Below are 23010 nucleotides of genomic sequence, written 5' to 3' on the forward strand. Positions count from 1 at the left end.
GTCGTCGCGGCTTTAGATACTTAAACACAGCAAAAAGATTTGCAATGCCCGCAATATCTATAAGATCCGGAAGCATTCCACAATATCCAGTTAAAAAAATCCTTAGGAAAATTCTTGATGATTAGAAGTTTGAAGTAGTATATTTCGCAATCAATCGTGCTTACAGACACTGTAGGATTTAATATTTTATTTTTACTCAAAGGAACTGTGGTTATCGTCGGTTGGAAGTCATGATAACCACAGTCTGACATATTGTCATGCATAGTCTATCACATAATCTATTTGATTATATATGTGATCAGGACGGACGTGTCCTTGTCACACTACAAGCCCCATATAAAAAGGAGCTTGAGGCAAAGTACTCACAAAAGTATCCTGGATGTCTTATTTATTATGAAAAGAAAATAAGGCACACAAAGCTTTGGCGAAACCAAACATTGCTGTTGAAGCTTGAAAATATCATTGTGGTAGACCACTTAGGCAGGAGACATAAAAGTATTATCCTGCCAGATTTTATTCTGCCATATACCAGATATACGGTACCATTTTTTACAATAATGCTTGCCAACCTGTTTGATAAGAAGATTCAGGACAATCTCATTAAGAGTGACAATCTGGCCATGTACTTTATTGAGTTTATCGAACAGTTAAAGATGCATCCTGAGGCTTTAAATGTAAGAAATTTAGACGATAAACATAAAAATACTATTTACATGCAAATGCGGTACTACCTCAACGGCCGTATTAAGCAAGTCAGGCAGCACATCTATGAATTAAAAGCTAATTTTATATCTCTTGGCAAAAACAATCTGCAATATGCAGAGCATTATCCTGCATTTGTGATAATGGGTATATCTATCAGGTTTATAAGTGACAGATTATTACGAAATCTGTACCAATACATATCAGCAACACTCATAAAAGCGTCTTTCAACCTGTTTTTCCCTACTTTTGTAAATCACTATAAATCCATAAATAAAATACAGGCTCTGCAAGAAGTAATGCAGATGTTTTAAATTTATTTTTATGGGGGTGCTATGCAAAACTCAAATCAAAGAAGCATCTCGCCCGAAAAACTGGATGCAATTGTTACATCTATATTTTCTGGGCGTAGTAGAGCTTTTATCTCTCAAAGTATTGGATGCTCAGTTAATACTGTTAAAAAAATTAGAAATATGCTCAAAGACAATGGAATTACCAGTATGGATGACTATGAAAAATATGGGCGAGAAAATTTTTTCCGTTTGTATACAAGTAGTTTCTACGGAACAGGAGCCACAAGATCGAACCTATTTTTAACTCCTGATTTTACACAGATAGCGGGTAAAATCTCCTCTCATAGTGATATTGCCATTGAGTTTTTAAAATATGAAAAGCACTGTGCAGAAACTGGACATACTGCTATGAGTAAGTCCAATTTTTATAAACGGGTTAAGAGCGAGGTAGAGCTTTTAAGAGCAAATGAAGAGCATGACAAAGAAAAACAGCAGCTTGCCTATCTGACACAGGATTATATTTATGGGGTTTATACAATGTGTGACCACTCAGGTCTGCGAACTCCTGTACTAACACCAGATGGGACAGTTAACTGCTGGTATTTTGTAGTATGCTGGCCCTGCAGTAATTACGTCTATGCCCAGCTTGTAACATCGCAGACAGTAATGGAGACCTGTACTGCACTTGCCAATGCTTTTACGCGCTGGGGTGTTCTGCCTATAAAGCTTAAGCATGATAACGCTAAGATCTATGTTACTACCAGACATAAAGGAGATGTTGTTTTCAATGACAGCTTTATAGGATTTTTAAATGAATTACATATACTGCCCGAGGCTGCAAAACCATACTACGGACAGGGTAAATCGCAGGCTGAGGCCAATGTAAACCTGATTCAAACCAGAGTCCACAGTCTTATATGTGAAGAGCTTGCTATAAGCAAGACACTTAAAGAGCATAACCGCGTACTTATGGAGTACGTGGATAAGTATATAAATCAGGCTCCATATAGGGGCAGCTCTATAGTAACACGTGAATTTCTATTTAAAAACAAGGAAAAACCTGCGGCAAGAGAGCTTACATCAAAGATTCCAGAGGTGGCTGTATGGAGGTATATGGTCAGAGTGCCACGCTCATATAAGATCAAGGAAAATGGGCACTGGTACTCTGTACCATATAAATATATCCACGAATTTGTAGATATAAAAATTACATCATCTAACGTTATATTCTACCTAAATGGCAGAATAATTGCCAGCCATGCCAGATGCGACGGTGATGGCTCAAGCGTCAGTGAGGAGCATATGACGCCTCAGCATAAGGAAATTAAAGCCAATGAACGCCTCTATAGCAGCAATGAGGATATCCTCAAAGAGGCGTCTGAGCTTAATGAATTTCTACATGTATTATGCCGCAGACGTCTGCAGGAGCAGGACAAAGTATCAGGCATGCAGCAGACAAATGCCAGAAGTAACTGCATAGCTATGATTAAAATGTTTAAGTCTAAATATCACTCTCAAGAGCTATTGTCCCAGGCATGCAAAAGTATGTGCGAACTTCCAGAAAGCATGCACACTACGGCCACATTACAAAACATATATCAACAATTAAACAGAGAAAACATGCGCAGTGAATTATATACACAACACGAGACAAAACCAGAGCAGGCTGGTGTTTCAGACAATGAGCACAATGCCGATATTTATGCCCTGCGCGATAACAGAGACTAACCTGATATGGAGATTTGAAGAATGAATAATGTTTTAACAGCTGAGCAGAAAATACTTATCTCTACAATGTATGATGCTGAACTTGATGTCATGGTGGACACTATTATAAATCAGTTTAATTTCCCTAATATATATGAAGTTATGTCATTTGAAGACAGAATGCAGGAAATTATAGGTCAGTATAAAAGCCATATTGAAAATAAAAGGTATAAGAGCATGATTAGGAACTCAAAAATCAGCCGAGTCTTTTATTTAAACCAGATCTGCCCTGACAGCTCTCGGGGTCTATCCAAGGCCATGTATGACACACTGCTTTCTATGACCTGGCTTAAAGAGGGTAAATCCTGCCTCTTATCAGGTCCTACAGGATCAGGTAAATCGACACTGGCAACAGCTTTAGCTGTCGAGGCTATGAAGATGGGTTATCCTGCTTTATTTATAAAAGCAAATGAGTTAGAGGCATTGCTCAATATAAAACAAAATGTCGAGCTTATAAACTATGTTAAGCGTCTGAAAAGATTTAAGGTCCTGGTTATAGATGATTTTGGCATACAGGTTATGAAAAATGGTATAGCCAACAAGTTTCTGGAGATTATAGATGCCAGATATGGTATTGGCTCTACAATCATAACAACACAGGTGAAGGCTGACAGTATCGCTTTAAGTATAGAAAAAGGCGCGGCCAGAGATGCTATTGTCGATAGACTCTTTAGAGAGGGTAAGGACTTAAAAATTGAACTTAAAGGAGACTCATTTAGACAAAGTGATAAGGAGTTAAAAGGAGAGAGCACAGACAGCGTAAAGTTATGACGCCCAGCACTTATAAAACATTAAACAACAGGACCCACAAGGTCCTGTTTTGCGTGGTTAAGGGGGATCTGTATTAGTAGAATATAAGGATCAAAGGGGTGTAGAAAGTTTGGATCAAAGGCATGAGAATATGACGATCAGTATTAATAGAATTTTAGGTAAAATTAGAGTGGCCTGCAGCGGATCTGTGTTTGATAATATCCGGATCAAGATCTAATAGAATTTCCATACAGAGATAAACAACTGTGAATGTATGGTCTGAATTAAAAATTGCGATATTAAATACAGGGTGCTGATTATTTTTGATAGCAGGGCTATTAATTTATTTTTAGGGCTATTTATTTTTTGTGCAAGTATTAGAATAAAAGCTTAGATGTAAAATTAAAAGAGATTAATAACTGCTATGAAAAGAATAACAATCACATGTGTAGATCCTAGCGATGAGACATATACAGGCACAATTGTTAAAGATGAAAAGATCTACAATTATTTCAACCTTGAGGCCGAGGCTGATAAAAGCATTGCTCGTAATGGTCTTGGTGGAAATATGTATAAATTTGCCCTGCGCGCAAGTCTTAATGACTTAAGAGCAAATTATGAGATATATGCTTATGAGCTGTTTGTGGCTCTGATAGGTATACTGACCTACAACACACTGCCTGCTGTTGCCTTTATGCTTATAACCCTTGTAGCACAATATGCCGTATTTATTAAAGGCGTACGCAGAGTCATAACTATATTAATGTTTATTCCTGTTTTAGTTTTTAGCAGTAAGGTAAGAAAAACAGGGTATGAGATCATAGATATGGTCTGTGCAGAGACATTTTTTACAATTACTGCAATTTTGCTTGATAAAGGGAGCAACGTTAACTCAGCTGGACAAGGCAGATATATTGTAAAATATGACGATTTTAAGAGTTATATGCAAAAGAGGCTTGATACTCAGTACAGAGATTTACAAAGCAATATAGTGAACTTAAAAGTTCTGCGCTATGCATTAGCCAATGATATTTATGATAATACATGGGATATAGAATATGATTTTAAAAAGTTCTAGTTTAAATTACATAAAGATCAATTAAATGTTCAAATAGAGCTGCTCAATGACAGATAAAACAGATTTTTAATGGAAAAAAGCTCTGTCATAAAAACTCAAAGATAAAGGAAAGTGCAGCTTTTCTATAAAGTTGGCGCTAATTGTATAGCAAATTACTTTCACATAACAGGTTATAACACCGTAGAGCAAATTGACTAAGACACACAAGAAAAGATAATAAATAAAAAGCTACTAGATAATTTATAGAAGATAAAATTATAAAATTTTCCTCTCGAATCTTTTAACAGAAGATAGCCATATTCTAAGTTCAATATTTGTCACAGTTAAGAGCTATTGGTAGTGACAAACTCAAAAAATTAGAAACAATATTTTATTGAGCAATGGTATTATATAAGTCTGTATAAATAAAAGGAAAAATTATGAGCAGTTAGTGATGTATAACTTGAGCATTTGGGATGACATTATTATAACAGTTAAGAGCAACAGACTAAGGTCAAAGATTAAACATTCTTTTGAGCAGTAAGATGCGTCAAACTTGAGCACATGGTTATAATTAAAAAAACAGAGAGCGCATACAGATCATTATAAAGATTAAAAATAAACAGCAGAGTAAAAGTGCAATAATTTAAGATAGATGAGGGAGAGTAAAGTTTTACCTGGTAGGGGTATTTTACAAAAGACTTGGTAAAAGAATTGTTATTATGAAAGTATTTAGTGTGTGAGTTTTTTATAAGTTAGTTTGATACACAGAATAAGATATATTAACTTCTGCAAGTGGCGCTGATAGATAGTAATCTATAATATAATTATCTAAAAAGTTAAGATATATCATAAAAGAAAAAGATCTCTAAATATACTGATTGCTTAGAGTCCATCTAGTGATATACTTCAATAAGATTATCTACGGAGTTTAAATTATGTACAGGAAGCATAATGGTATTTTACTTAAAAGATAAAAATGGCAGTATAGACTTTAGTGTAGGGCAGAGTATGAGATGAAGGAAGATGATGAAAAAGTAGAATTTAGAAAATGTATGAAGAATAATTTTTAGGCGATCGGCTAGGATGTAGAGGCATGGTTTTAAATAAAAATATGATGTTATAAAGAATGTTTAAATATTAAAATCTTTAGATTTAAACAGTTTTTATTGATTTGCGGATTAAAGAAAATAAATTCCAGCTTGGATAAAAGTTAAGGTTGTCAATAGAATAAATATAAGATAGCATACCCATGAACTTAAGCCTTGATTGTAACATCAATTTTGTGCGGTATTAAAAAGTCTTTCGTCATATGGTGTGTATTGTAAATTTTATCGACCAGGAGGCTTACGTCCTTTTTAAGATCTATATCCCTTTGTGATGGTTTAGTTCGCATCATAGAATCTAAAAGACCTTCAAACTTGCTGATCTCATTGTATATTGTAGACTTAGCGCCTTTGACCATGGCTTTTAACAATGGTCCTATATCTCTGATAGAGGAAGCCATCTTTAACAGAGATATTTCCCGTTTTTTACGTTGGTAATCTCTTTTCTTTTTCTGAAGCTGTTTTGCTATAAGCTTTTTGATGAGGTATGAGCCAATACTTGCATAAATAAAGAGCAGGATAATTTCTTTGATGGACGAATTGATAGAGCAGAGGCTGTTGCTACTTTTAAGTGCTTTAAACATGATCTCGCAGGACCAGCGCGTCCTGTAAGTATCAGCTATAACTGATGCTGCTACACGGCTTGCATCTATGTTGGTGATGAAATAATTAAATTTATCATCAACAGGATTATAGATACGAATCATCCTTAAAACGGTATCATCGTTAACCTGCACAGCCATATCAACCAGAGGATATTTGCTGCCATTTAAGTGCTGACATGGTTTGCATCCTTCAAATTCATGTAACGTGGCTCCGTTGCCATCCATTGCATGAATAATCTTATAGGCGCAATTCTCCTTGCCTCTGAATATAAAATAATGCCCCTTGGATATAAGTAGCAAATATAAAGCTTCAGATACATATCCCCTGTCGCACAGATATAACACCTGCTCATAGATATCTGGTGACAGGTGCTCTCTTTCATTGGCTACAGCCTCCGTAATATCAATATGTGTAGGCATATTGTTTACAATAGAAAACCCCGTATGCAGTTTAATAGCGGCAGATTTTTTATCAGGGTTGGTCTTGTCAGGATTACGTGTTTTAGCCTTGCAGTTAAAGTTGTCATAGGCTGAGTATCTAAGGGAGATTTCAGAGCCATCCACCATGATAATATCATTAACACCGACACTCTGCCTGTAAGCCTCAAGCAGTTTCAGACCAGTTTCATTAGTATCGTCTTTAACAAGCATAGAGAGGTTTTCTATAGTATTCTTCATAACTTCAAGCAGTCCCTCTGAACGCAGACGGTTGTGAAGAGCCTTTGAAGATATATCAATGCCAAACATGTCAGAATAGCACTTATGAAATCCATTTAAAGTAAAGGTTATATTGTTAGAGTTTTGGTTAGTAGAGGCATATGTTAAAAGAGCTGAGAGAAGTTCAGCTATTGTAACTTTTCTTTGCCTTTTGAGTGTGCCATTTTTTCTGGCAAAATTATTAATAAGCTCTTTGCTGAAGACGGTTAAAATATTTAAGAGTTCAGCTCTTTGAATATAGAGATTAATTTGAGATAATAAAGACATAGCAAGTTTTCCTTTGTTTGGTTTGGTTTGGTATATTATACCATGGAAACTTGCTATACCCCATAAAAATCCTTTATAAAACAATCTGTTAGATCGTTTTTAATACTTCTAACAACCTCTTTTTGTATCAGAATTGTATGTTTCCAAAAAAATCAAACAAAAAACCCGCATCGAGGTCTTTTGCACTAATTTTTAGCACGATAGAATGCGGGTTTGCGGAATGATTTTAAGCCAAAAACTTCTGGATTTTAATAAATGCTTAAAAATCAAGACTTTACTAAGATCCTAGGTATGTAAGATAGAAATAGCAAAAGATTAAATTTGTAAATTGTTTGTCTATAAAAGTATTAAGAATGTCTATCTGAGAAATAATTTAAGTATAATACAGTTGAAGTAAACTTAGCTAACTTATAAATTCTTATATACTAGTGAGCAAAATGTATATAGGATTAGATACAGGCATAGGACTAGGGACAAGGGACTAGGGACTAGGGACTAGGGACTAGGGACTAGGGACTAGGAGATAGTATATCCTGACCATAAGATGGTGATATTAAAATTTTATCTATAGTTTTGCTCTTAGTCTGCTACAATAATAAAGTATGATTGATTAAATTTGAGGTCCTTAGATAGAATAAAAATCCAAAGTATAAATAATTATATATAACTCATTGTGAAGCTGGTGCATATGATTAAGAAGTTAAGGTTGGATATTTATTGATGTCAGGTTATATTAAAAAATTATGATAACATAAACTGTAAATTTGAATTATATAAAGACGCTTTATATACTTTACTTTGATTGTTAGATCATGCGATAGTACTTTTTTTACTTTTGATAATAAACTAAAGAGAAAGACAAACACTGATCATAAGCATGAGCAAAGCACATATGTGAATTAAATGACTGATGAGTCAATACGCCAGTAGCTTTATTGATATGTAACTAAAATTTATTTGTTAAAATTATTATTAGTTAGAACTATAATATTAAAATTCAAATTTTAATTGAACTATATTTTTAAGTAAAAAAAATTTTTTTAGAAGTACTATAATACAATACTATATAAGTAAAGGCTCAATGCATCAGATAAAAAAATTCAAATCAAAATATGTATATATCATAAATTGACAGATGCAAAGACAAGAATTTTAAAGAGTTATTAGTGATCATAGTTTAAATAAGACTGTAGATTAGATTCAATATTGGCAACAAACTATAACAGAGTTAAAATTACTAAAATGATATGGTAATGCTCTGATTTCATACTCTTACAGCAACAACATCGAGAGCTCTATCTTAAGATTGAACCCTGGCAATCTCTTAAGGAAGTTTAGTTAAGACCTAACCTTAAAGATCTTAACCACCCAAGCATGCAACATAGACTAACATGCTGATTTTTAAAGGTTTACTATGAGGAAAGCTGAGTACAGACGTATATTGATTTTCAAAAGGCAGCAGCGTCATTTTAGATACCTAAAAATTAGATCCTGGACTGACGCAAACTGACCAGGAAGAGGCCTTTTGGCTCAGTGATGATTACTTTGTCAAATTACTGTAAATGAATAGAAAAATCCAAGTAATAATTAAAAAGTATGATCCTTTTAAAGGCACTTTAGGTCGCAGTAAAATTTGAAATTTCAAACTCAACCGCACAGTATGTATATTTATATATGTCTTACATTAAATTTACATAAACATGCATGTAATTATTTTTACTTAAGCTTTAGAATTTTTTATGTATAATATCTTTAGCTATGATGCGTTTAGTAAAGATATCAAATTTTATCTTAACATAGAATAAAGTATAAATGAGTTGAGTCATGAAAAAGATATGCATAGGCGTAGATACATTCTCAAAGATACGATCTGATAATTATCTTTATATAGATAAATCAGCTCTTATTGAAGAAATTATAGAAGATAGTGCCCAGACTATTGTCTTTACCCGTCCAAGACTTACAGGCAAGACTTTAAATCTTACTATGCTGTACAACTTCTTTGATATAAAAGATGCTTATACAAACCATGAACTCTTTAAAGGGCTATACATACAAAAATCTCATGCATATGTCCATCATGGGTCTTATCCTGTAATATTCATAAAAAATATAGGTTTAATTGCAGATAGCTTTGAAAATTTTTTACAAAGCTTTAGACACTATCTATCATTGTTGTTTTTAGAGTTTGAGTATTTAATTAAAGATCTTGATCAAAAAGAAACTGCCTTCTTTGAAAAAGTTATATTAAATGAATATCTAAGCCAAGGTGAGATTATACAGGTCTTGCCACGGCTTAGAGATATTCTTTACAGATATTATTCTAAAAAAGTAGTAGTATTAATTGATGCATTTGATTCACCTCTGCACAAGGCTTATACCCATGGCTACTATAAAGAGTTAGCAGAGTTTTTTAATACTCTATACTCTATGGTTTTAAATGATAGTATAAAGATTAAAAAAGCTATCATCACTGGCAGAGTCAATCCGCAAATACATGGAGTATTTTTAAATATTAATAATCTAAAAGAATATACCATACTTGATTTAAAGTACTCTCAATATTTTGGCTTTACAGATACTGAGGTAAAAGAGGCTCTAGCTGAGTATAAGCTTAGCGATCAGTTGCATAACATTGTAAAGTGGTATCAATCTACAGATTTCTACAATGTCTCACTCTACAACCCATGGAGTATTATAAATTATCTTAAATCAAGAGAGTTTATATCGCACTGGCTAAAGACAGCAGAACACTCATTAATCTATGATTTTGTACAAAAGTCCAATTTAAAAACTCTTAGAAAACTGTGCAAATTAACACTAGGGCAGAGCATCAAGCTTGATCTATCTAAATTTACAGATTCAAATTCATATTCTATACAAGATAATCTTTTTGTACTGTTATTATACACAGGCTACCTGACTGTAGATGAACATATCTCAGATAGCACCTATAAGCTTAAAATTTCAAATAATGAGATTCTCATATTCTTTAAAAGAATTTGTAGCAAAATCATTTTTAAAAACACAGATAGCCAGGGAACACTTACAGACTACCTAGATCTAAATAACAGATATTACATAGCATCAATTTTACAGATAGCTCTTAAAAATGCTCTTAGACTTAAAAAGAATAAAAGGAATTCAAAGCCTGGTAAAATTTTTATTAAAACCTTAGACTTTCAACTGCACAATATCTATGATCTTAAATTTAACTATGAAGTCAAAAAAGATCTGGCCTTTATCCTCTTAAAGGGATGTAATGATAATAAGCATAACTATATTTTTATTTTAAAGAGAGTGCACAGGATCTCTCAAGCCATGGCTAAAAGATCTGTTCACTTAAGACTAATTGATGATAGTCATACACAAAGTTTTTTATCTACGCTTAAAGTATCTTGTGATAACAGATTATCTGTAATGGCACTCATCTTTGACAATAATGAGGTAGTATCCTTTTATTAAAATTACAATCATGCTAGTGCAAAGCATCATATGTCATATTTGATGCCTCAGATCTCTATCCTGCAAAGATAAGATCTTAAGATACAGCTGTTATACTAGACTTGTGCAATAGGCAGGACTTTATAAATTTTTAATAGCTATAAATTTTATTCTTCTCATTGCTACTATTTTTAAAGATGCACAGAACTTAAATTTTTTCATCTTATTAAGCTCGAGTCTTGTAACTTAATAAATTATCTATTATTTATAGTTTATCTTGCTGGCACCTGTATCAATATAATTTTATAATATATCTTAATACAGGCTTATAAAACTTAACCTTAATTAAACAGCTATAGGGCGTAGTTTATTATTTTATGTATTCTATAAAGCAATATAACCTGTATTAAAGCTTTGCTTTTTAACATTGTAATTGAGACTTTGTATATAATACCTTCAAGACTTAACAACACTTTTGTCACTGAGGCCTCAGTCTTCAGGAAATAGTTAATGAGTAGCAGGTCATTCACGAGCGATGAATTACGCTCACGCATTATCTTTTTAAACCACGATGGTAAGAGCATACCGCTAAAGGTTATCCTCAAAGATGAAAAGTTGTGGCTGCCACATTATGTATTAGCTGACCTTCTTGGTGCTACAGAGTATGAAATTACAGAGCATCTTGTCAATATGCATGCTCAGGGTGAACTTGATGTCATGAGCTGCAGTACCGCTGTGCAGCTATTTTCAAAGCATGATGGCACAGAAGTCTCTGAGGCTACAAGGTATTATAACCTTGATGCACTTATCGCACTAAGTCTGCGTATTCAATCCAGACGCTCCATATCTTTTCGTAAGTGGGCCACAAGGCTTCTGTCAGATTATATTGTCAAAGGCTTTGTGATGGATGATAAGCATCTAAAGCATCCTGATTATTTTCTATTGTTGAATATTGTGCAAGAAGATCCGAAGAGTCGGAACATGAACTTGTATTTCAGTGCTCTATTTGCACCTAAACCTGCGGTCAATTTTTAGCTCCCCTCGATTTGAAGTTTTGTTTCAAATCATAGTAACAAAAACTAACATTTCCTCTCCTTCGTTCTTACATTGGCATCTTTGGTATCTTAGAGTCTCCAATTTTTAAAGGAGGCTTTATGCCAAGGATAAATTACATTGCAAAACATAAAAAGAAAATTGGTAGTGGAGGACAAATGGATCCAGATACCTTAAAGCGGGCTTTAATTAAAGCCCTGACTATGACGGCAGCACAGCTGGAGCATGAGGGGTTTTCTCATGGCACGGCACAGCGTCTGCGTCGTAAAGTTGCTGAGCTCAAGTTAACCCTAGAGTCTATTGGAGGTATGACCAGTAAAGAGCTTCATAAAATCTACTATAAAAAGGCTAAGCCTGTACAAAGCAACAATAAAATTATGCCTGATATAGATTACCTACAAGACAAATATATCAAGTCGCATCTTGAGGCAAAGACCCCGTCACAAAAGAAACTGGCTTTAACCAGGAAGTCAGTGATTGAACTTTATTACTTCAATGATCCAAAAAATAAAGAGCTCGTTGAGAGTGGAGAGAGTAGCTTCTTGTCTTTATCTCGTGTATGCCATATATGGCGGGAGCATGAAAAACAGATTAAGAAGCCTGTCTATATGAAAGAGCATGAAATGGCTGGTGAGGCTGAGTATGACTTTACAGGAGTTAGATTGCCCTATGTGGTTAACGGCGCCACCCACTATGCCACATTTATCGTGGCTGTACTTACCGGATCGCGCTATATCTTTGTCAAAGCTATTGCCAATCAGTCTCAACCTGTGGTGTGTGATGCCATAGCTGACAGCTTTAGATATTTTGGTGGCTGTCCCCATGTCATACGCATTGATAATTTCAAAGCAGCTGTTAAGAAGGCTGCTCGTTATCAGGGTCAGCTTACAGATGAGATGATTAATTTTAAAGAGTTTTTTAATATAGGGGTCTTTACCTGTCGCAGCGGACGGCCTAAAGACAAGGGCGCTGTCGAGGCTGCCGTAAAGTATGTTACCCGTTATGCTCTGTCTATTGCCAACAACCACGTAAAAGACGGCAATCCTTTCAGTTCATTAGATGAGATAAACTCTTTTATCGCGCCTCATATTGCCAGGATGAATGAATGCAAGGTAAGGGGCATGAAGAGCTCAAGAAAGGAGCTTTTTGATATTGAAAAAGGTTTATTGCAACAGCCTGCCTCATGGGATTACAGGTTCTTTGAAAGCTTCATTATAACAGTGTCTGAGACTGCCCGCTTTACTTTTGAAGATCATACATACGCAATACCATCTAAATGGATTGGACAGAAAGTCACAGTGCATACCACTAATCAGACAGTTAGTTTTTTAAGCCTTGATACTGTTATTGTAAGTTATAAAAGAATGGATGGCGTAAAAGGCCTGTCAGCCATCCATGGTGTTATTGAAAAACAACACCTTATATATGACATCTTTAGCATAAAAAATCAAGAAGATTTACTGTTGGAGTGGGCAGAAGCTATTGGGGAGCATGTTAAAAGCTGGTGTGATTTCCAGCTCACGCACTGCAAATATGGATATGCTGACAAAATAAGATATATACACAAATTCCTGACCATTGTTAAAGCCAATAAAGCTCACTACAGCATCTTTGATCGCTGCGTCAAAGAGCATATGTACAAAGGCTTTGACAGTATCATATGTTCTGAGCTTATAAAGATATGGGAGAGATATGAAAAGCCTGCCATATACAATTATGATGACGTCTACAATGACAAGACCTATATGGCCCTTGGTGAAGCTGTCATCTTAGGACATTGCGATCTCATGCTCTGGCCATTGCCTCAAAAAGAAATCACATCACAAACCTCATCTACGCAGGGTTCTGAGAACCAATCTAGGCCTAAAGAATTTTTAAATGGCCATGCTGTATACGATGAGCGCTTTGCTTATATAAAAAATCAACTTAGCTAGGAGTTAATTATGTCACTTACAAATATTCAATCTTTATTACGTGAGCTGGATATGAGGGGAGCTTTAGAGCAGTTTAATGCATATGTAAACAACCCTCAGGAGCTGGAGGCCACCAGCATTGATACCATTTTGACCAATATGCTCACAGCTGAGCAGAATACAAGAAATAAAAGACGTCAGGAGTCTTTAATTAAAGCTTCTAGACTGCCGGTAAAGGCAGAGCTTTGCATGATATTAAAAGATCTAGAACGCAGTGACCCTACATTTATCAATAAGATAGATAGCTTAAGCTCTCTTGAGTTTGTAGAAAAGTGCTACAACCTGACCATATACGGTAAAGCTGGATCTGGTAAAACCTTTATTGCTTCAGCTTTAGGGAGACGCAACTGCTGTCTTGGCAACTCAACTTTATACTACTCAACCAAAGACATTATAGCCAACCTGCACATGAATTTAGGCTCTGCAAGCTACGCCACCAAGTTAAAAGTTATAACAGGTAAAAGCATGCTTATCCTGGACGACTTCTGCCTCACCCCATATGATGCTGACGAGAAAAGCATTTTATTTGACATTCTGGACAAGCGATATGGCAAAAAGAGCACAGTGATTCTCTCTCAAAAATCCCCAGATGCCTGGATTGATATTTTAAAAGGAGGTATTGATGGTGATTCACTGTCAGAATCTATTGTTGAGCGATGCTCTAACAATAATTACACACTTATTGTACCAGGCACTTCCCGCCGTACTTCTGTTGATGAAGATTAAATCAAAAGAGCATGCTCTTTTAAAACCTGGAGAATAATTATTATGACAACATCTAAATCAGATAAAAAAGCTTTTCGTGACGATCTGACCAAAGAGAAATTTGATGAGGCTGTATCTACCCTTAATAAGCAAGGTAAAAAACTGACTATACGTGCTATTAAAGAGCTTGTCGGAGGCGCTAATAAAACCATATCAGCATTTATGCGTCAGTACAATAAAACCATTATGGAGGCCAGTTTTAATGAAACTATGCCAGAAAGCTTCCAGCAGGACATGCAAAGGGTGGCATTAAACCTGTTTGAGTCTTTTAGAGATAAGATCAATGCCGACAGAACCCGACTGCAAAATGAGTATGATGCAAAGCATAAGGAAATAGGTGAGCTTATGTCAGAGGCACAAAAGGAGCTGCATCTAGCTCAGGAGAAGCTAAAAGAGCAAGATGCTCAAATTGCTAAAAAGGATGAAAGGATAAAAGAGCTTGAGTCTCTTTTAGCGGAGCAAACCAAGACCAACGCACATTTAACCAAGCGGCTGGAGCAGCAAAGCGATGACAAGCAGCAGGCTATACTGGAGGCTATAGCCAGGCTTGGTAAATAAAACTGGGTAAAGTAGACAAGGGCTGGCTTAAAAGCTGGCCTTTTTTGTTGAGTATCCACTTGATTATAATCAAAAAATTACAATTAAAGGAACATTTAAAGGTACAAGTTAAAAGAACATGTTCTTTTAATTAAAGGAGCATGTTCTTTTAATTAAAGGAGCATGTTCTTTTTAGACAAAAGGAGCGTGTTCCTTTAATTTACATATTATGTGACATATGACGCCAATATGTTAGATATCTCTCAAAAACAATACAAGTTATGGTGCTTTTAAAGATCTTCTAAAAAAATATTTCAAGATCTTCTAGCGTAGCACAGCCAGATCTTTATGGACAATATTTCCTTATGTATCAATATGTTGTTATTGAAATTTGTTTTGCTACACTAGCTAGATTTAAGCCTCATGGGTTCAAAGTAACGGGAATTTCTACAAAAATAAGGTATTGACAAATTAAAAATGATGATGAAATAATAAAAAAGTAAGCCAAAAGGGATGAGATTTTGTCTTTTTGTGAGCTAAAAATACCCCAGAAGGTCATATTAAAAATTACCACTCCACGGATCTTCTAACACAAGATCGTCAGATCTTCTTCGCAATATTCAACACTATCCAAGGATTACTTTGCAGACATGCTTGAGCGTATCAGTGACATTAGAGAAAGTTCACGCACCTTTTATCAAAAGCTTACTGACATCTATGCTCAATGCTCTGTAGATTACAGCAAGAATGCTGCTATAACACTAAGTTTTTATAAAAGGGTTAGTTGCAGACTTTACTGGGCTATAACACAGCACTTACATAATATCTCAGTCCAGGCTTATGCTATACAGCCTGATTTTAAGATGACAGATAATCTTCAGCATCTTGTATCCATGTATCTTGATTATGCTCAAAGCCTGGCTTCACATGATATTGGACTTACCATGGCTGACTGGGTTGCACGCATTGATGTTTTATTGCAGTTTAATAAAGAAGATCTTCTTTACGATCCTCAGGGCAGGGTCTGTAAAGCTATAACCCAAGCCTTATCTATCAATGACTATCAGCTTTATAAGACACAATGGGCTGAAAGTTATCAGCCAGACTATGACAGCTTTATAGACTTGCCATCCTTTGGCACAAGATAAAAGAGTGCCAGATCTTACATTTAACGCTGCGTGTGACCGATAGGGCTTAAAGAGATCGTTAATGCCAAGAAATCCAAGAGATATTTAAAGTGTCTTGCAGCACAACTGACAGTAAGTCTAAGATATGGATCCTAAAGAGCCTGAGTGAATTAAGGTGAGGTTTGGCTGAGATATACTGCAGATAAAAAGAAGGCCATATTTAATATGGCCGCTTTTACTATTCTTCAAATACTTTAATCTGACTTAAGTCGCGCTTGTAAGGCTTAGGTGGTGGAAGCTCTTTCTTTACTGGCTCTGGTTCTTCAACCACTTCCAGCTTTGGAGGCTCTGCGCCAAAAACCTTGATCTGACTTGCTCTGCTTGCTTTATCATTAAAATGTGCATGTTCATATGCATTAGGGTCAGCACTAGCCACCTTTTGCACTGGACGAGCTGGCATGCCACCCACACTATAGAATAGAAAGCCAAGGAATCCGAAGATGATGGCATATAAGAGAAAGCCGAGTCTCATTTGTATCTCCTGTAATTATATTCAGCTCTCACAGCTTAAACTACTTGTTAATTTTTAGCATAATTCAAGTGTAAAAGTGTGTGTGCATTGTAGCAATTTTATAAAAAATATAAATATCAAATTTAACTTTTTAATGCATTTGTTGTCGTTAGCTTAATAAAGATGGCAAAAAGTTATATAAAGCCATACAAAATTACCATTTTCTGCATAGATACAATAACTTATAGACAACAAACGACTCATCCCTAAATTTGGGGGTTGACATTATTTTCAACAGGCTCTGAAACTACGGCAGCTTTGAGAGTTGATTTTCTATCTCGAGACAGAGCCTGATGCATTTTCAATATATAGTACCCTATATCTCTAAAACCGTATGCTACCCTTTTAATGGTTTTAAATTTAGCATTGCATCCCTCTAAAATACTGGTGTTTAAGCCAGTTGTAGCCGCATGAATAATATAACAGCTCCAATCTTTTAGCTTCTTGCAGAACCTTATCAGTAAAGGAATTTCTGTTGCTTCAGCTTGTGAATACAGGTTTTTAATTGCTGTTTCAACCTGCTCAGGTGTACCTCCGCTATGTCATAGATCTCTGATATGGTCTCCAAAAATTGATATTGTAAACAAGGTCTTATTCTGTTTGAGGGTTTCTACAAGATCTTTTTGCGACTCTTCAAGAGTGTTGAGTTTATCTGAGCCCATGTAAGTCAGCCACTTGCTCTGTCTAAGATCTTTTATACGCTTCTTGTATTCACTTTTCTTTTGTTGATACTCGCCGGCGTCCATGGCGCCAAGCTCCTTGCGTAAATCTTTTATTTTATCAAGCCTTATGGCATCTGCCACTTCACTGTTAAACTGTTGCAGGCAGTGGAATAAATCAAGCACTATCTTTGCATTAGGGCAGAGCTCTTTGACTAGATTCTGATATCCGCAGTTGCCATCCATTACTGCACCTTCAATCTGGTCAAGCAGTCCAAGCTCTTTTAATCTATCAAAGAATGGCCTTAAATCATCTTTCTTTCTGCCGTAGGCAGCATACAAAAGGCGCCTGGTATCGGCATCTATGATGACTGATATATACTTATGGTGCTTTTTAACGCTTATCTCGTCTATAGCTATGTTCCTAACGTCTTCAAGACTTATATCTTTGAACATCTCTATAAGCCTTGCCTTATCAATGTTCCTGACAATATCTGCCTCTACAGCCGTGATAGAGCTTATTTTCTTTAAATCTAGATGACTCTCGCCCAAATCAAGAAGCTGCAGTATCTGCCCATATAAGCGTAAGGTTATCCTATGATGCGGATGGACAAAGCTTGGCTTTAGCCATCTGGCATGGTCACATCCACAACAAATGACCTTAGGTACGCGTATCTTTAAAATAACCGCAAATGGTCCTAGTGTGCAATCTTTTACTGTGCGCTCTCCCCAGTCCTTTATATTTACTTTATGGCAGCCACAGAGTGGGCAGTTTTGTTCAAGCTCCTCTCTCCAAAGCGTATAGCCAAGATGATAGGTAACAGTCATTGCCATAGCATCTATTTCAGGCTCACCAGACATTACACAACCCGGGTACATATTGAGAACGCCGTGTTCAAACTTACAGTGCATTAATTCATTAGCACTGGCTTTGATTAAAGTTTCATTTGTTTCTGTATTGGCAGCAGTGTAGGAATTTATTATAATAGCACTAGGCTCTGTCATATTCTTTCCTTTGGTCGGGTAAAGTTGTTGTCAGGGCCCTTATTTTATCTGAAATATAAAAATTAATCTCAAGGGAAAAATCTTTGGGATTTTTCATAAAGCTTTAGCAAATGCAAAAGACTGACAGTCAATGATTGGCAAAGCCAACCCGTAAGGGCTCGTCATTGACGGACAGTTTTTGCATTGACAATTTGGCCGGGTCTTAAGCATTCTTGTGCTTAAGACCATAGATACCGTTTGCGATCTTGGGTCAACCCCCAATTTCAGGGAAGAACCCAACAAACTGCGATCAAATACAAAGCTTTTAGGCATGCAATCAAGACTAATTTTTAAGATCTTTTCATAATGTTGTTCCTATGTAAAAAGCAAACTTTAAAAGAGGAGCCTTGCTGTCAGGACAAATAAAAACTGCGACTTTAAAAAGAGCTGATATAAAAATGCCCTGCATACAAAATACAGGGCATGAGCTGAGTTAAATATAAAGTGGAAAAAAACTGTTTAGCAGCAAGAGAGCCTAGAGCACAAATTTAAGCACAGTGGTATAAATACCAATAAAGAGCAGGATAAAGCCCAAGGCCAGATCGGTTACTCTTTTAGATAGTATTTTGCGTAGCTTCATTGAGAAAAATGAGGTTACAAAGGATGAGAGCACCACTATACCTATAATAGTAAAGTTTATATAGCCTATCTGATAGGTATTGACCATAGTGTAGGGGCACTCTTTTATAAGATAGCCATACATACTGCCAATACCGCCTAAAACCATCATATAGTTTGAATAGATAGCCACCTGTGATGGGTGCACACAGGGCAGCTGCTTTATAAGAGGGGCCATAATCGAGCCGCCGCCAATACCTGTAAGACCTGCAATAAAACCACCGCCTGTAGTAAAGAGTGATCCTACGGTCAAGTCTCTTACACCCACAGCAGATATACTCTCCTTTGCAGGCTTTTTAGAGGCTATAAAGGTTTTAACCGAGAGAATAAGCATAGTTGCCACAAAGACACCTACAATGATATTTTCATGCATATAGAAGCTTGCATAGAAGCCCAGCTGCACACCTACAATCATGCCAAGAGACCATAACAGTGTGGATAGCAGTGAGACCTTTATCTTCTGACGTATAAAGTAGGCAAGATTGATTAAAGCTGTACCTATGACAATAGAGAGAGAGGTAGCTGCCACCATCTGAATAGGAAAATCGGTAAAGACAGTCATTAAAATAGGGACCATGAGTACACCGCCGCCAATACCGAAAATGGCTGACATTACATTTGAGAACATGCCGCAGAAAATGAGCACGGCTATTGTGTATATATCCATAAAAAGCTTTTATACAAATGTTAAAAAAACTTAAAAGGGCAGATAAAAAAGGCTTTTTGTCCCTCAGCTTGTATGTATATTATCATACAATTTTTACAAAAATGTGCACTAGCTTGTATTTTTAATTTTTGATTCTGCTATTCTATACTTAACATATTTAGTTCACTATGAGGATTGTGACATGAAAAATTCCTTCAAGACATTAGTAACAGCACTGTGCGCCAGCGCAGCCATTTTTGCCTCAGGTTGTTCTAATGACAAAGAAACCTGGACTGTAACCTGCCCATGGGCTCCATCTGGTGTAGCTGCTGTGGTATCACAAAAAGCATCAACCTTATCCACCAAGTTCTCTGACAAGTACATTTTAGTATCAGAGGCCATCAAGGGTGATGCCGCCACTGTCAACACCTGGGTTTTAGATAAAAAAGCAGGCGATCCTAATTTAGTCTTTGTAGGAGAGGGTTTACTGTCAATTACCTCAATTATTGATCCAAACAAGTTAAAATTCTCTGAAAAGGATTTTGCCTACGTTGAGAATCTGTACTCATCAATCTTTGTGCTCTCAGCTCAATCAAAGCTTGGCATCAAGACCATAAAAGATCTGCAGAGCTATGTAAAAACCACCTCTGACACCATCAATGTTGCTGTAAACGGCGCCACCTCATCAGAGGCTTTCTTAGCCGGTGCTCTCTTTACTGCCATGGGTGCACAGGGCAAGTTAAAGCTCACTCCATACACCTCAGCTGCCGAGGCTGCACAGGCTGTAGCCCGTGGTGAGACCACCTTTGCCGTATCACATCAGAGCCAGATCCTTGAAGCCTCAGAGCAGGGTACTGTTGATGTAATTGCCGCCTTTGATGAAAAGCCAATTGAGCACGGTCCATTTGCAGGCGTTGAGGGCGTTGGTGCCTATGATTATCCATACTTTAGAAACCGCTGCCTGGTTATGGCCAGAGCCGGTACCGACGGCAAAACAGTTGAGGAGTTAAAGGCTCTGTATAACAAGGTCTTATCCGATCCTGAAGTTTCAAAGTGGATGCAGGAGACAATGCTGATTGAAGTTGATCCATTAACTCCGCAGCAGGTTGATGATCATGTTCAGAACGTAAAGGACATCATCAACAAGTACAAAGACGTTATTTTATAATCAGACACCTCTTAAATTTTAAAAGGCGGGAGCCTCCCGCCTTATCTTTAAATTTTTTTATTGCTGTTTAGTGCTTTTGTGTAAAGGTAGGATTACTTATGCGTGCTGTAATTGATGCAATAGAGCAAAAAACAGAGCCTCTTGCTAAAAAACTTGAACAAAAAACGGTCAGTATACCTATAAATCTTGTGACCGGCATTGTCATGGCTCTTTTTGCTCTGTTTATATTATTCACCATGGATACACAGATCCCTATAGGTGATAACCATGTGGTCAACGGCAGGGCCTTTCCGACTCTTTTAATGTGGGTCATGTTAATCTGCTGTGCCATTTTGATTGTCAAGGATGTATTTGCCATCATGCAGGGCCGAGCCATTGAGTATAAGACTTTAAATATGCTCACCGAGGTCAAGGCTCTTATCATTTTTGGTATTTTACTTGCAACCTATTTAATTGCCTCGATAAGTGAGATGTTTGTGCTTGGCGCCATCTTCTGTGTGCTCTCCTTTTTAATCTTTTTCAAATGTAGAAAGCTCTCTTACTATGCAATTGCCCTGACACTTGCTGTGGCTATCTGGGCTGCCTTCTACTTTGGCCTTAAAGTCAGATTCTAGGAGGTAATATGTTTGATTATATGCTCTCAGCCTCGGCTTTATTATTTACGCTTGAGAATATGATGTGGATAAATATAGGTGTCTTTATAGGCGCTATATTTGCTGCAATTCCAGGTCTTAGCGTTATTTTATGTGTAATTTTATTCCTGCCAATTACCTATCAGCTCACAGCAATTCCTGGCATGATGTTCCTGCTTGGCATCTACTGTGCAGGCGGCTATGCAGGATCGGTGTCGGCCATTTTGATTAACACCCCAGGTACACCGCATGCTGCGGCCACCATGCTCGATGGCTATCCATTATCTAAAAAGGGCAGAACCCGTGTGGCTTTAAAGCTGGCTCTTTATGCCTCAACCTTTGGTGGTGTGTTCTCAGCCTTTACACTGCTCTTTTTAGGCCCTCAGGTTGCAAAGATTGCAGCACAGCTAGGTACAGCCGAGTACTTTATGGTCTGTCTGTTTGGTCTTACCATTATTGCAGGCGTCTCTGGCAAGAGTATTATCAAGGGTATTATTGCAGCCTGTTTAGGTCTTTTATTTGCCTGTGTAGGCTCTGATTCCATGACAGGTTATGATCGCTTAACCTTTGGTGTGGACAGATTATATTTAGGCCTTGATCTTGCCGTATGTCTTATCGGTTTATTTGCTTTAGTTGAGATTATAGGCAAAGCAGAGGGCTTTGTCTCACAGCTTAAAGTGTCCATGCGCAAAAAGCTTGATGATGGCGTTATCACCAAGGATGAGAAAAGAAGAATTATCCGTCCTATCTGCCTGTCATCCATTATTGGTGTTATTGTAGGTATTATTCCAGGCACAGGTGCCTCTGAGGCCTCATGGATAAGCTACAGTCAGGCCAAAAACATGTCAAAGCACAAAGAGGAATTTGGCCATGGCTCGGTTGAGGGTATTGTAGCTGCTGAATCTGCCAACAATGCCGTAACCGGCGCCACTTTAATTCCGCTTTTGACTTTAGGTATTCCTGGTGACGGCACTGTGGCTATTATGCTCTCGGCCCTTATGATCAATGGTTTAAATCCAGGTCTGTCACTGTTTACCACAGATGGCGACATCATGTATGCCATTATGCTAGGTCTTATCCTTGTCAACCTGTTCATGCTGCTGCAGGGTTCATTCCTAACCCGTCTGTTTGCCAAGGTTTTAGCCATTCCACAGGAGATACTCACTCCAATTATTGTAATTTTCTGTTTTGCAGGCGCCTATAGCGTCAACAAGAATTACTTTGATGTATCTGTGGCTCTGTACTTTGGTGCACTGGCCTGGATCTGCCGCCGCCTTGATCTGCCAGCCGTGCCAATACTTTTAGGTCTGGTGCTTGGCAATATGACAGAGACCAATTTCCGCAGAGCACTGCTGCTCTCAGATGGCGACCCATCAATCTTTGTAAGTTCAGGTTACTGTATTGCACTTATAGTGCTTATAGTTGTTGCCCTGTGGGCCATTGTCAAATCTAAAAAACTTGAGATGAAAACCCAGAAAGATGTAGAGAAGGCTATGAGTGAGGAATAAG

The 23010-nt window shown here is 36.9% G+C and carries 16 protein-coding genes and 1 pseudogene; 13 read left to right on the top strand and 4 right to left on the bottom strand.

Annotation, left to right across the window (positions count from 1 at the left end):
• The first annotated feature begins 443 nt into the window (after positions 1 to 443).
• From DRZ93_RS01935 to DRZ93_RS01950, 4 genes are all read left to right on the top strand, one after another.
• Complete coding sequence (locus DRZ93_RS01935; protein ID WP_146741083.1) at positions 444 to 1016, top strand: hypothetical protein; 573 nt, start codon at positions 444 to 446, stop codon at positions 1014 to 1016.
• A 186-nt stretch (positions 1017 to 1202) separates the two neighbouring features.
• Positions 1203 to 2723, top strand: coding sequence for a Mu transposase domain-containing protein (locus DRZ93_RS01940; protein ID WP_146741084.1), 1521 nt, complete (start codon positions 1203 to 1205; stop codon positions 2721 to 2723).
• Between the two features lie 21 nt (positions 2724 to 2744).
• Positions 2745 to 3533, top strand: coding sequence for an ATP-binding protein (locus tag DRZ93_RS01945; RefSeq protein ID WP_113745671.1), 789 nt, complete (start codon positions 2745 to 2747; stop codon positions 3531 to 3533).
• Between the two features lie 403 nt (positions 3534 to 3936).
• Positions 3937 to 4590, top strand: a complete 654-nt coding sequence (locus DRZ93_RS01950; RefSeq protein WP_113745672.1) for a hypothetical protein — start codon at positions 3937 to 3939, stop codon at positions 4588 to 4590.
• Positions 4591 to 5827: 1237 nt separating this feature from the next.
• Here DRZ93_RS01950 and DRZ93_RS01955 read toward each other — a convergent pair.
• A complete protein-coding gene (locus tag DRZ93_RS01955; protein WP_113745673.1) occupies positions 5828 to 7264 on the bottom strand; it encodes an IS4 family transposase in 1437 nt (478 codons plus the stop codon).
• A gap of 1824 nt (positions 7265 to 9088) precedes the next feature.
• Between DRZ93_RS01955 and DRZ93_RS01960 the strand changes: the two genes are divergently transcribed.
• The 6 genes from DRZ93_RS01960 to rhuM (DRZ93_RS01985) all read left to right on the top strand — a co-directional run bounded on the left by DRZ93_RS01960 (position 9089) and on the right by rhuM (DRZ93_RS01985) (position 16184).
• Positions 9089 to 10729, top strand: coding sequence for an AAA family ATPase (locus tag DRZ93_RS01960; protein WP_113745674.1), 1641 nt, complete (start codon positions 9089 to 9091; stop codon positions 10727 to 10729).
• 489 nt (positions 10730 to 11218) lie between these two features.
• On the top strand, positions 11219 to 11743 hold the full coding sequence (rhuM, locus tag DRZ93_RS01965) for a RhuM family protein (protein WP_113745675.1): 525 nt from the start codon (positions 11219 to 11221) through the stop codon (positions 11741 to 11743).
• A gap of 119 nt (positions 11744 to 11862) precedes the next feature.
• Positions 11863 to 13695, top strand: coding sequence for a Mu transposase domain-containing protein (locus DRZ93_RS01970; RefSeq protein ID WP_113745628.1), 1833 nt, complete (start codon positions 11863 to 11865; stop codon positions 13693 to 13695).
• Positions 13696 to 13704: 9 nt separating this feature from the next.
• The gene (locus tag DRZ93_RS01975; RefSeq protein WP_113742986.1) at positions 13705 to 14460 is read left to right on the top strand and encodes an ATP-binding protein; all 756 of its coding nucleotides are present in this window, start codon (positions 13705 to 13707) and stop codon (positions 14458 to 14460) included.
• Positions 14461 to 14502: 42 nt separating this feature from the next.
• Positions 14503 to 15057: a DNA-binding protein gene (locus DRZ93_RS01980; RefSeq protein WP_113745655.1), complete on the top strand. Its 555-nt coding sequence runs from the start codon at positions 14503 to 14505 to the stop codon at positions 15055 to 15057.
• Between the two features lie 575 nt (positions 15058 to 15632).
• The gene (rhuM, locus tag DRZ93_RS01985; RefSeq protein ID WP_281268108.1) at positions 15633 to 16184 is read left to right on the top strand and encodes a RhuM family protein; all 552 of its coding nucleotides are present in this window, start codon (positions 15633 to 15635) and stop codon (positions 16182 to 16184) included.
• 217 nt (positions 16185 to 16401) lie between these two features.
• Here the strand turns inward: rhuM (DRZ93_RS01985) and DRZ93_RS01990 are convergent, their stop codons facing one another.
• The 3 genes and pseudogenes from DRZ93_RS01990 to DRZ93_RS02005 all read right to left on the bottom strand — a co-directional run bounded on the left by DRZ93_RS01990 (position 16402) and on the right by DRZ93_RS02005 (position 19722).
• A complete protein-coding gene (locus DRZ93_RS01990) occupies positions 16402 to 16695 on the bottom strand; it encodes a hypothetical protein (protein WP_113745677.1) in 294 nt (97 codons plus the stop codon).
• 350 nt (positions 16696 to 17045) lie between these two features.
• Positions 17046 to 18398: pseudogene (locus DRZ93_RS02000) on the bottom strand (ISL3 family transposase); the annotation flags it as partial.
• Positions 18399 to 18912: 514 nt separating this feature from the next.
• Entirely contained in the window at positions 18913 to 19722 is an 810-nt protein-coding gene (locus DRZ93_RS02005; protein ID WP_113745680.1) for a sulfite exporter TauE/SafE family protein, read from the bottom strand.
• A 181-nt stretch (positions 19723 to 19903) separates the two neighbouring features.
• Between DRZ93_RS02005 and DRZ93_RS02010 the strand changes: the two genes are divergently transcribed.
• From DRZ93_RS02010 to DRZ93_RS02020, 3 genes are all read left to right on the top strand, one after another.
• Entirely contained in the window at positions 19904 to 20869 is a 966-nt protein-coding gene (locus tag DRZ93_RS02010) for a tripartite tricarboxylate transporter substrate-binding protein (RefSeq protein ID WP_113745681.1), read from the top strand.
• Between the two features lie 98 nt (positions 20870 to 20967).
• On the top strand, positions 20968 to 21483 hold the full coding sequence (locus DRZ93_RS02015; RefSeq protein ID WP_113745682.1) for a tripartite tricarboxylate transporter TctB family protein: 516 nt from the start codon (positions 20968 to 20970) through the stop codon (positions 21481 to 21483).
• Between the two features lie 8 nt (positions 21484 to 21491).
• Entirely contained in the window at positions 21492 to 23009 is a 1518-nt protein-coding gene (locus tag DRZ93_RS02020) for a tripartite tricarboxylate transporter permease (protein WP_113745683.1), read from the top strand.
• The last annotated feature ends 1 nt before the right edge of the window (position 23010 follow it).

This window comes from Anaerobiospirillum thomasii, assembly GCF_900445255.1.
Taxonomy (GTDB): domain Bacteria; phylum Pseudomonadota; class Gammaproteobacteria; order Enterobacterales; family Succinivibrionaceae; genus Anaerobiospirillum_A; species Anaerobiospirillum_A thomasii.